Source organism: Paenibacillus sp. S28 (genome assembly GCF_016624415.1).
In the GTDB taxonomy this organism is placed as follows: domain Bacteria; phylum Bacillota; class Bacilli; order Paenibacillales; family Paenibacillaceae; genus Paenibacillus_AQ; species Paenibacillus_AQ favisporus.
The window spans coordinates 74,774-86,539 of record NZ_JACVTM010000017.1 but is presented as its reverse complement, the minus strand read 5'-3'; the positions used below and the strand labels follow the sequence as shown (position 1 = coordinate 86,539).

Below are 11,766 nucleotides of genomic sequence, written 5' to 3'. Positions count from 1 at the left end.
CGCGCGGATGATCACCAGCTTCGGAAACGGTCCAACTCCCTTTCCCATGATGCCAGAGCTTTGCCTATAGAATGCGACCCTCGCATCCTACCCGAATCCGAGATGAAATGTCAGAACAGTTGAAAGACAAGGAAGGAAGTGCACCATGCTGAAAACATACGCAGAATTATCCCTCGCCATGTTCCGGACCGGAATTCTCGGGTATGGCGGCGGTCCGTCGACCGTCCCCCTCATCCGGCACGAGGCCGTCTCCCGGTACAGGTGGATGGCTGATGAGGAATTCGGGGAGGTGCTGGCCATCGCCAACACACTGCCCGGTCCGATCGCGACCAAGTTGGCCGCCTATCTCGGCTACCGCCTGAAAGGAACGCTCGGTGCGCTGGTAGGCCTGCTCGCCCATATTCTACCCACTGCGGTTGCGATGATCGCCCTAGTCTCTTTTATCGACGTATTCAGCTCATCCCGCATCATCCATGGCATGATCGAAGCGGTCGTTCCGGTCGTGGCCGTCATGCTGGGTCAAATGTGTTACGAGTTCGGCGAAAAGGCAGTCAAAGGCCTTGGCAAATATATGGCGCTCGCCTGCGGGGTCATCGCGTTTGTCCTGCTCGAGTGGGTGCAGCTGCACCCGGCGATCCTGATTGCGATCGCGCTGGCCTACGGCTCGGTACACTTTAAAGTCATGGGCAAGCTGAAAGAAAACCGCAAGCGGAAGGAGGAACGCCGCCATGGAGACATGGATTGAGCTCCTCATCGGCTTCTTTCTAGCCAACGTATTCGGTTACGGCGGCGGCCCCTCCTCCATCCCGCTCATGTACCGGGAGATCGTGCCGCATTACCACTGGCTGTCGGGCGCTGAATTTTCCAACATGCTCGCTCTCGGCAATTCGCTCCCCGGACCGATCGCGACAAAGATCGCCGCTTACGTCGGCTATGATGCGGCCGGATGGATGGGGGTGCTTGCCGCCGAAGCAGCCACCGTCGTGCCGTCCGCCGTCGCCCTAATCGTATTGATGCGAATTTTGCAGAAATACAAGCAGTCTCAGGCTGTCAAGGGCATGACGCTGCTCGTGCAGCCTGTCATCGCCGTCATGATGCTGCAGCTCACCATTCAAAGCTCCAAAGAGTCGATACTCTCCATCGGCTGGATCCAATTCGCCGCTATCGCCCTCATCTCGTACTGGCTGATGCAGCGCCGCAAAGTTCATCCCGCGCTCGTCATCGTGGGCGCTTTTGTTTACGGAGGCATCTTTCTGGGAAGATAGTCCTCCCCTCCGTAGCCCTGGCGAACCCGGACGGCCGTCCGATTCTATCCCCTGTTGCAGTAACCGCCTTTCCTGATGATTGAATTCAATCCGGTACAGCCCTTCCCCAAGGGCTTACCTTGTACGTTTCGGGTTTCGACAGAGTTCAGTTGCGAAAGGATGATGACTGTATGTATTTGACCATCGAAGATGCACTCACCATTTACCCGCTTTCTGAAGGTAAACTGACCGCAGGCCGCAGCGGTTTGAACCGCATCGTCAAATCGGTCAACGTGATGGATGCACCCGATATTTCGGACTGGGTCCGGGAAGGGGATATCTTGTTCACAACGGCTTATTTGATCAAGGACAATCCGGCGGATGGGGTCCGCCTGCTGCAGAAGCTGGTCGACAAAGGGGCGGCGGGAATCGGGATCAAGCTTGGACGGTTCTGGGCTTCGGTCCCCGACGAAATGCTGCAGGAAGCAGACCGCCTCGGTTTTCCCCTCATCGAGCTTCCCTTTCCGTTTACGTTCTCGGATCAAATGAAAGGCTTGTTCAATGCCGAATTGCAAAAGAACACGCTCCTCCTGCAAAACGTCCTGGACAAACAAAAGGAGCTCATCCGCTTCGCCTTATCCCCTGTTGATACGGGCCGCCTGTTTGACCGGATCCGCGAGATTCTCGGCGTGCCCCTGGCCGTCACCGGCATGCGCGGCCAAACGCTTTTCAGCACCCTGACCACAGACGAAATGCAGCTGCTCAAAAAACGCCAGCTCAAAGATACGCCGCAGTGGCTCCGCTGTGAGCAGGGAAGACTGCTGTGCGTGCCCTTGAAAAGCCCCGGCCAGGAGCATGATTTTAACAGCCGGGCGATTTTCCGGCTTCCTCCCGGCATTCCGATGAAGGAGGAGGAAGGGCTGTACCATCAGGCGGCCGAAATTATCGGCTACCATTTGAACGCAGTCGAACGCAACGATCTCACCCAATCGACCCAGAACGAATTTGCGGCAATGCTGAAAAACTACCTCAAGCAGCAAGTCTCCGCCGAAGCGCTCGTTGCCTGTGCTTCCAGCCACGGCATCCCTTTCGGCAGCGGTTCTTTCCAGTGCGTGCTTACCACATGCGATCCCGAATACACCGGCCGGACCGACCATCTGCTCAAGAGCGTCAAGCAGGAATTCCATTATCATCCGATGCTCAAGGATTTATCACCTTTGCATTTTCAACTCGAGGACACCATTCTCTCGATCTTTCCTTCTGAGCTCCCGCGAAGCTCCGGCAAGCTGCCTCAGCTGTTGACACGTGTCTTTTTCGAGCTTGCCGCCAAAGCCGGCAGGCATCTGCGCATGACGGTGAGCCATATCAAAACCCGGCCCGATCAATTGGAAGCGGCTTACCGTGAATGCCAGAACGCCCGCGACACGGCCTCCCGGCTCAACCTGGACGCTTTTGTCGTCGAGTTTGCCAACGTGGAAATCTCTTATATTTTCCAATCCGTCCCGGTTCATAAAATGCGGCAGTTCGTCGAAATGGCATTGGCCCCGCTTCAGGACCGAGCCCCCGACTCCGCCCAAGAGCTGCTGCGAACGCTGGAGCTGTACATGTCGAACAACGGACAGATCCACGAAACCGCCAAGCAGCTGTTTATACACCGTAACACCGCCGCCTACCGGCTCGAGAAAATCAGTGAGCTGCTTCAGGTCGACTTCAAGGATTATCACCACCTGCTGCGGCTGAAACTGGTCCTGATGTTCCGGGATATGCTGCGGACGTAAACGGAAGACCGTCCGCCGCCCAACAAGCAAGCACGTTATAAATTCGCAACAAAGCATCCTCTTAGACCGGCCGCTCCGGTCAGGAGGATGCTTTTGCGATAAGGCGGTAAATGTCAGGCGCAAGCCGCTTTTTTTCCGGTATAGATCCGCAGAAATGATGGTTCAGGTAGGTATGGTCTAGATACGAATTTGATAATGTGTACTATTGTGAAATTTTCATATATTGATTTTTTAATATATTTAAACCGGTTAGTCCTCAGCGATCGTTGCGTTCATGTGTTGGATCAAGCGGCTGAGCACGTCCCCGTTGTTTCGTATTCTTCCTTCGTGACCGGTGTAAAAGCATCATGACCGTTTTAGCCGTCAACAAATAAACCGGAGTATATAAGCAGGCAGAGGCAAGCGTATGAAATACGCTCGCCCCTAAACCTGCATTTGTTGTGAATTTTTCATATAATGCTATTTTAACACCTCAGAGGGCTTTGATCACTCGCAGATGCTTGATTCTGAATCTGTTCTTTCCTATCCTGACAGTTATCGAAGTCAAGCCTCACCGCTCATACGCTTCCAATCAAAGCCGATTGCCCGCAGGAATGCTCGTGCGATCAGCATGTGGCCGGTCAGGCTCGGATGCACCCGGTCCGATGCGATTGCAGTAGGGTGCACGTAGCCCAACATCGGCTCAAACACCGCTTGCGTGTCCACGAATAGCGCTCCGACACGTTCTGCAACCCTGTGGGCCGCCCGGCCGTACTCATCCATCCGCCGTCTCATCCCGTCCTCGGCGCTGCGTTCGATATAAAACGGAGTCATGATGACAAGCCCTTTCAAACGCGGGCGAACCTGCTCTGCCAATTCGGTCAAAGTGTGCTCATACTCTTCCAACAGCACATGCGATTCCTGAATCGCCGGCTGGTCGAACTGCCGCCACACGTCGTTGATGCCGATCATAATGGACAGCCAATCCGGCTTCAGATCCAGTACGTCCGTCTGCCACCTTTCTTTCAAATCCCTGACCGTGTTGCCGCCGATTCCCATGTTCGTGACCCGCAGGTTCAGCTCTGGATACGCCGTCTGAAGCAAGGTGTCCACGAGCGACACATACCCTTTGCCTACGCCTTGAAACAACCCTTCCCCGTAAGGGAATTTACGCTCGCAGTCCGTAATCGAATCGCCGATCATGACCAGGCGCTGTCCTTTGTCCATCTTCATCTTCGCGCTTCCTCCCATCTTTTGTTCCTTTTACTCCCTCTTCTACGCATCAAGCAGCACAAGCCGAATCGTTTTCACTTCAAAAGGACGGAAATCCAGCTTGAGCTTCCCTTCAGCAACCGGCAGATCGGCCGTCACTTCCTCCAGCATATTGGTTTCGTACGCTGTTTTGACAGGGAGGTCAAAGGTGAATCCGCATGATACGGTGGCACCTTTGCATTCATAGGCCCGGATGATCCAGTCTCCCGATCCGTCTTCGGCAAGCTTGACCGTCTCTGTAATTACGCTGGCTTGATCCGATTGCAGGAAAGATTTATGACCCACCTGGTTTCCGCCGTGCACGAGGCTTACCGGATAGTTCAGCTCATACGCTTCCTGAACGACGGGACTGTCCAGAAATGACCCGTTCCATACAAAGAATCCGTACGTAAACTTGTGCGTTCCCTGATCCGACGTTTCGTCCGGATGCGTCGGCGAACGAAGCAGCGTCAAGCTCATCGTGTTGTCCTGCACGGCGATCCCGTACTTGCAATCGTTCAGCAGCGCAAAGCCGCGGTTCGTCTCCGCAAGCACCGCCCACTTATGCTGGCATACTTCGAATCGGTCGGCATCGTGGGGCCTGGAAGCATGATTTGGCCGTTTGACGTAACCGAACTGAATTTCCTGTAACGATTCGTTCGCATGGACACGTACAGGAAAATCGACCCGCAGCATTTTGTTCTTCTCATGCCAATCTACCGTCGTATGAAACTCAACGCGGCGGCTGCCGGCCCGGATCCGGATATCCTGAATTAATTTGGATCGATGAAGCATGCGCTCAACGCGGATATTGGCAAACAGGGGCCCCTCTGCGGTGACATAGACTTCGGCCTTCTCATCCAACTCGACCGGAGCAGCCTGATAGCCGCGGTCGATTTCCCACGCATCAAACGCCGACGGCTGATCGCGGTACATCTTCATGGCGTTGCAATGTCCCGCCGTCCATTCCGTTCCGGTTTCCTTGTCCAGGATGCTGACGATCTCGCCGTATTCATTTATCCCAATGGCTAAGTATTCGTTCTCCAGATGCGACTTTGTAGCGGTTAGGACAGCTTGTCCCGGCGCTTCCGGCGTTACGTCTGCCGCAGTAACCGTATATGCCGCCCATCCCGCAGACGGCGTTTCGACTTCCGTGTAACAATTGCCGTCATGCCGCTGCACAGGGAGCGTTTTTCCGTCCAGGTCCGCGATACCTTCTACGCCTTCGGGCAGGGCAACCAGCTCTTTCCTTGCCCAGGAGAGCGAGTTAAACACCGTAACACCGGAACGTCCGCTACCCGCAAGCACCTCTCTTGCGCCGGAAGCCATCGCATCGATGAGCCCTTTCAATTCCGTCAGCTCTGCCTGCGCTTCCTCATGGACGCGGTGAATGGACGTGCCCGGCAAAATATCATGGAACTGATGCAGCAGCAGCTTCTTCCACAACCGGTCCATCTCCTCGTACGGATAGGCCCGGCGCTGAAGCAGGCTGGCGGCGGCACCCCACATTTCAGCCTCGTGAAGCCCGACCTCCGCCTTCCGGTTTAACCGCTTAATCTGAGCCTGCGTCGTATAGGTTCCCCGGTGCGCCGGATAGTACAGCTCCCCGACATATTTGGCATCCGGAACACCTCTTTCGATCTGATCCTCAAAATAGTCGATCGGTGAGCCGTGCACCGTACGCGGCACACCCTCCAAATTTTCAAGCCGGCGGAGGAATTCCAAGTCGTCCCGGTTCGCCCCTCCCCCGCCGTCGCCGTGGCCGAACTGTACGAGTCTTGTCGCAATGCCGTCCTTCTGCACCCGATTATTCCATTGCCGGATAAGAAACGATGGATTGACCCGAATCGGAAAATCGCCATAATCCAGCAGATGGGTCAGCACCTGCGAGCCGTCGATCCCTTCCCAAAGAAAGGTATTGTACGGAAACGGGTCCGACACATTCTCGTACGTCTGGAACATTTTCACGGAAGCAAAATACCGGAGTCCGCAGCCCTTCATAATTTGCGGCATGTTGCCGGAGTATCCGAACACGTCGGGAAGCCACAGCATTTCGTTTTCCTTGCCGAACTCCTCCTTGAAAAAGCGCTTGCCGTGCAGTATTTGCCGGATCAGGCTCTCCCCGCCGGGCAGATTCGTATCGGATTCCACCCACATGCCGCCTTCCGGAATGATCCGTCCTTCCTCCACCGCTTGTTGGATGCGTGCGTACAACTCGGGATACAGGTCCTTGGCAAGCTGGAACAAGTACGGCTGGCTCTGGACGTAGCGGTAATCGGGATACTCCTCCATGAGGGCAAGCTGATTGGACATCGTCCGGGCGATTTTCCGCTTTGTTTCCTCCATCGGCCACAACCAGGCGATATCGAGATGGGACTGCCCCATGAGGTACAGCAAAGGCGCCGTCGATCCGTTTACGCATTCCAGGAGCGGCGCCATCCGCTGCCGGCAATTGCGAACGTTATCCGTCAGCGCATCCTTCGCAAGCCCCCAGTCGATCGTCCGGACGACCTCCGTCAGCCCGCGGTCGATTTCCGCCGCGCGCAGCGAATCCGGATCGATATGATTTCTGACTTGAACCAAACATTCCAAATCGATATAAAATTGATAGATTTCCTCTTCAAAAAAGCAAAGCTGCGATTCCCCAAGCACCGGCTGGATGCCCGAATGGCCGGCATACGCCTCGGCAGCGACTTCAAACCGCTCGCCGGCCTTAGCGCTGCGTGTCAACGTCACATCATGGTGCTGAAGATCCAGCGCTCCCCGTACGATTCCGTTCACGTAGACCGTCGCCTCCGAACCGAAATCAGCCCGGATGACCAAGCGTTTGCCCTCGGCTTCCATGGGAGCGGTAACCGATGAGCGAAGCCATGCATACATCCAGTCTCCGCCCCACCGGTCGCCCGGCTCGATCGCCTCAAATCGGTTACTCTCTATTTCTTCGCAGGATAGCCGCTCCTTCGTGACAAAGCAGGTAAAATCGACCGGCGAGACCACCGTATAAATGTAACGGTTTTTATCCTTCAGCAGCTTCTCAACATGGTATAGAATCTCTTTTCTCTTATCCAAATGACGGATCACATCCTATGAATTGATCTGGGTTGCAGCGGATGCCGCTGTACCGGAGCGTGGCGAGACCATGCTGCTGCAGCGACAGGTTCACACGAGAGGACGGCCGGATCACGTCCGCCCAGGATCCAAGGGGCATATGCCCCTTAATCCCGCCGTGGTATCCGTGTACAAAATACGATGTTACGCCCGCTCCATCGGACTTATTTGCCTCCCGCACCGATTCCGGCAGCGGAGAATACGCGATCGAACCCGGATTTGGAACGGCGAACCAGCTGTTCCGGCGTGTCCTCCGGCATGACAGGCGTCAGCACTTCCTGCGATACGATACCGTCATATCCGATGCGCTGCAGCCCTCTTAAAAAGCCCTTCAGGTCGATGACGCCTTCCCCAGGATACAGACGCCCGTTATCCAGCACGGCATCGACCGGCAGATCCGGTGCGTCGTTGATATGCACATGAACGATCTGCTGCGGCTGCAGCCGCTCGATGTCGTCTACGGAGAGACCGTTCGTATACCAATGATACGCATCCAGCAGCAGGCCGACATTCGGCTCGCCGATCGCTTCGACCCAGTCCAGCGTCTCTTCCATCGTCCAGATAAAAGGGTATTTCCACGCCGTCCGCAGATGATGCGGACCGACGAATTCCAGTCCGAGCCTAATGCCATAGGCGCCGAGGATTTGGGCGCAGGTGCGGAGGCGCCGGGTGGCGACCGCCATGAAGTGCGCCGGTTTAGCGTCGGTCGATGGCAGAATGTACGTGCAGCAGCGCGTACATCCCAGCGCCCGGGCCGCGGCAGCCGCTTCCGTCAGGCCGGGAAGCCCGGCGAGGAACTCATCCTCGCCCGCCCTCCATTCCACAGGCAGGCCGATCGCGCCGATGACGACTCCGTGCCGCTCAAGCTCGGCCGCAGCCCCCTCTGTTCCCAATTGCTCGATCAATCCCCGGGCATCGATGTCAACCGCTTGAAAACCGCCCTCACCCGCCAATTCGATGAACCTCTCTTCACTTTCGACTGCTCCCAAACCGGCAAGCGTCAATCCCTTCAGCATGTGATATTCCTCCTCACTGTTGTTTAAAAAAATCTCCATCCCATTGCAATATGCCTGAGCAACCCGGCGATCTATTAACCACTCGTTCCCTGGACCGGTGTCAGCCCAAGCTTCGGATTGGCCAAGTCGAGCTTATACATGACCTGATTGTAGTTATAACGCGGCGTCGGGACATGATTGGTGAACGTATTCGTATACGTGCCCTCGAAGTAGATGATCCGGCCGCCCTCCTTATTGAAAAACTTATGCTGGGCCACGTTATAAAAAGTATAGTTGTTATGCGTGACGATCTTTTTGGCCGTGGTCCAAGGGCCTTGAGGCGCGGGAGCTTCCGCGTACCAGATTTCTCCGAGCACGGAGGACTTGCCTTGCATCTGCTGCCCGATCATCACGTAACGCTGCCGGTAATCGTTCCATTCGATGGAGCTTGAAGCGATTTGGACCTCTTCGCCGGCATCGGCGTCTTTTAATTGAAAGTAGGTCGGATCGTCCGCCTGGATCAGCCCGGCATCGATCAGCTCCTTCTCCTGAACCTGGGTGAGCGGCGGGGTGTTCTTTTTCCAGCCCCATACGAGCTGGCCGTCCGCGCCGCGTTCAAGGGACGTTTGGGCCCCGTTGTAAGTCGTTCCCGGCATCAGGCACGTAAACGATTCGTATTGGGTATAATCGGTGATGGCATCATAGCTTGCCGCCACGCGCAGGTTCGGCATCCGGTGTTCGGTAAAAAGCCAGTATCCCTTGCCGCCCTCCTCGTAATAAGCCGCCTGGCCGCCCGGATGGCGCCAATCGTCTTTGGAAGGGAACTGGACGACCTGCTCGAACTCCTTCTTCTCGTCGTTAAAGGCAAGAATGCCGAAGGCGCTGAGCTCGGGATTGTGCGTGCTGTACCCGGCGAGCAGGCGTTCCTGCCCGCTGCCGTCTTTGGCGGTCATCAAGCCGAACACCCAGGCGATGCCGGCACCGTCAGGCAGCTGGGGAACCAGGCTTTTAACGAAACCGTCCTCTTTCGTAAAGTAATCCAAATCGATGCCGGTATCGGGATCGAGACCCCCTTTTTCCGGCAGCTTCGATGTAGCACCCGTCACACGGAAGTTCCCAAGGGGATAAGCGGGTCTGTCCGTATCGCCCCAGAACCAGTACAGCCGATTGCGGTACTTTATCGTTTGGACGGAGTCCTGACCCATCACGAGCCCGTTCAGGAGCGGCTCCTTGACCGGCGGCTTCTGGCCAAGCAGGACGCTGTCCCGGTAGATGCCCTGACCGGTGACCCGGTATAACCGCTCAGCTATGTTGAACCGGTCCATTTTCAGCGTCACGCTTCCGCCGGGCGTCACTTCAACAGCCTGGCCGCGGTAACCGAACATGTCTGTCGGCACCTCATAGCCGTCGCTCGACATATGGAAAAAGACCGTTTGATCCATCAAGCCCGGCTCATTGAAAGCCACGACACCTGCGCTGTCCGTATAGTACAAAATATTGTTCGTCGTCTTCAGTTCGACCAGCGGAATCCCCCGACCCGTCTCGGCATCCACGACTTTGATCATAAACGGCTTCTGAACCACTTTCTTAGCGCTGCTTACATCCGGCATGGCGCTATTCCCTTCCGCCTGAGCCGCCATCGCGGCGCCCGGCGCCGTCATGACCGTCAGCATGACACAGGTCCAGATGCCCGCGCTTTTCCAAGGCTTCCATTTCATTTCGTTTACCTCCTGGGCGGAGTGCCCTATTGGGATCAGCGAATAATGTCCGCTTCCGCATCAGCCGTCACTTGCGGTTCTGAACTGGCTCAAGACCAAGCCGCGGATCGTCAAGATTCAGCTTGTACATGACCTGGTTGTAGTTGTAGCGCGGTGTTGGCGTATGGTCTGTATACGTATTCGTATAGGTCGCCTCGAAGTAAATGACGCGTCCGCCGTCTTTAAAGAAGAACTTGTGCTGGGCCGGGTTATAGAAGGTATAGTTGTTATGCGTAATGATCTTCTTCGCCGTCGTCCAGGGGCCTTGGGGCGAGTCTGCTTCCGCGTACCACATTTCCCCGAGAACCGACGTTTTGCCCATCACCTGCTGTCCGATCATGACATAGCGCTGACGGTAATCATTCCATTCGACGGAGCTTTGGGCCAGCGAAACCTCTTCGCCGGTATCGGCATCTTTCAGCTGATAGTAGCGCGGGTCGTCCGCCTTGATCAGGCCAAACCCGATCAATTCTTTTTCTTGATCCTGGGTCAGCACCGGGGTGTTCTTCTTCCAGCCCCATACCAGCTTGCCGTTCTGGTCGCGCTCAAGGGACGTATTCGCGCCGTCGTAAGCCGCTCCCGGCGTCAGGCACGTAAACGACTCGTATTGGGTATAGTCGGTGATGGCGTCGTAGCTGGCGGCCACACGTAAGTTCGGGATCCGGTGCTCGGTAAACAGCCAGTAGCCCTTGCCGTTCTCCTCGTAATAGGTCGCCTGACCGCCCGGATGGCGCCAATCGTCCTTGGAAGGGAACTGGACAGCCTGTTCGAACTGCTCCGTCTGATCGTTGAAGACGAGGATGCCGCGCGCAACGATGTCAGGGTTTAACGTCGTGTAACCCGTTAGCAGACGCTCTTTTCCCGTGCTGTCCTTTGCTGTCATCAGACCGAAAATCCAAGCCATGTTTCCTCCGTCGGGAAGCGTCGGCACCATGCTTTTGGCAAATCCGTCCTCTTTGGTAAAATACTTCAGATTCACGCCGACATCCGGATCAAGCCCGCCGTTTTGCGGCAGCTCCGACGTCGCGCCCGTCGTGCGGAAATTTCCCAGCGGGTAGGCGGGTCTGTCCGTATCGCCCCAGAACCAGTACAGCTTCCCGTTGTATTCGATCGTCTGCACGGAATCCTGGCCCATAATCAGACCGTTGATAACCGGCTGTTGAATCGGCGTATTCAAACCGAGCAGCAGACTGTCCCGATAAATGCCCTGGCCGGTCACCCGGTACAGCCGCTCGGCAATGTTGACCCGGTTCATCTGTAGCGTAACGCTGCCGCCAGGCGTAACTTCGACCGCCTGCCCGCGGTTGCCGAACATGTCGGCGGGAATTTCGTAGCCGTCGCTGGACATATGGAAGAAGACCGTCGTATCCATCAACCCCGGTTCGTCAAATGCCACGACGCCCGCACTGTCCGTATAATACAAAATGTTATTCGTCGTCTTCAGCTCAACCAGCGGAATGCCCCGGCCCGTCGCGGCATCCACGACCTTGATCATGAACGGCTCCTGTACCTTTTTTAGCGTGCTGCCTGTTTTTTGCTCGACGCTACTTCCTGCAGCCTGGGCCGGCGTAACGCCCGGTGCCATCGTGACTAACAGCAGCGCGGCGCAGGTCCATGCACCCGCCTGCTTCCACATTTTCATCTTCAATACCAT

The 11,766-nt window shown here is 56.1% G+C and carries 8 protein-coding genes; 3 read left to right on the top strand and 5 right to left on the bottom strand.

The genetic code is table 11. From position 1 onward, the window contains the following. Positions 1 to 145 precede the first annotated feature (145 nt). The 3 genes from IAE55_RS28190 (at position 146) to IAE55_RS28180 (ending at position 3,022) form a co-directional block, all read left to right on the top strand. A complete protein-coding gene (locus IAE55_RS28190) occupies positions 146 to 745 on the top strand; it encodes a chromate transporter (RefSeq protein WP_105442284.1) in 600 nt (199 codons plus the stop codon). Continuing rightward, on the top strand, positions 729 to 1,265 hold the full coding sequence (locus tag IAE55_RS28185) for a chromate transporter (RefSeq protein ID WP_200634475.1): 537 nt from the start codon (positions 729 to 731) through the stop codon (positions 1,263 to 1,265). The genes IAE55_RS28190 and IAE55_RS28185 overlap by 17 nt, the downstream gene beginning before the upstream one ends. A 170-nt stretch (positions 1,266 to 1,435) precedes the next feature. Beyond that, a complete protein-coding gene (locus IAE55_RS28180; protein ID WP_200634474.1) occupies positions 1,436 to 3,022 on the top strand; it encodes a PucR family transcriptional regulator in 1,587 nt (528 codons plus the stop codon). A 543-nt stretch (positions 3,023 to 3,565) separates the two neighbouring features. On the opposite strand, the gene IAE55_RS28175 is transcribed toward IAE55_RS28180, so the two are convergent. The 5 genes from IAE55_RS28175 to IAE55_RS28155 all read right to left on the bottom strand — a co-directional run bounded on the left by IAE55_RS28175 (position 3,566) and on the right by IAE55_RS28155 (position 11,766). Then, positions 3,566 to 4,234 carry an SGNH/GDSL hydrolase family protein gene (locus IAE55_RS28175; RefSeq protein WP_200634473.1) on the bottom strand — a complete coding sequence of 223 codons (669 nt, stop codon included), beginning with the start codon at positions 4,232 to 4,234 and terminating at the stop codon, positions 3,566 to 3,568. 42 nt (positions 4,235 to 4,276) lie between these two features. Further along, entirely contained in the window at positions 4,277 to 7,321 is a 3,045-nt protein-coding gene (locus IAE55_RS28170; RefSeq protein WP_145158870.1) for an alpha-mannosidase, read from the bottom strand. A gap of 203 nt (positions 7,322 to 7,524) precedes the next feature. Then, on the bottom strand, positions 7,525 to 8,376 hold the full coding sequence (locus IAE55_RS28165; RefSeq protein WP_145158868.1) for a sugar phosphate isomerase/epimerase family protein: 852 nt from the start codon (positions 8,374 to 8,376) through the stop codon (positions 7,525 to 7,527). Positions 8,377 to 8,450: 74 nt separating this feature from the next. Beyond that, the gene (locus IAE55_RS28160) at positions 8,451 to 10,073 is read right to left on the bottom strand and encodes a hypothetical protein (protein ID WP_200634472.1); all 1,623 of its coding nucleotides are present in this window, start codon (positions 10,071 to 10,073) and stop codon (positions 8,451 to 8,453) included. 67 nt (positions 10,074 to 10,140) lie between these two features. Next, positions 10,141 to 11,766: a DUF4185 domain-containing protein gene (locus IAE55_RS28155; protein WP_234489931.1), complete on the bottom strand. Its 1,626-nt coding sequence runs from the start codon at positions 11,764 to 11,766 to the stop codon at positions 10,141 to 10,143.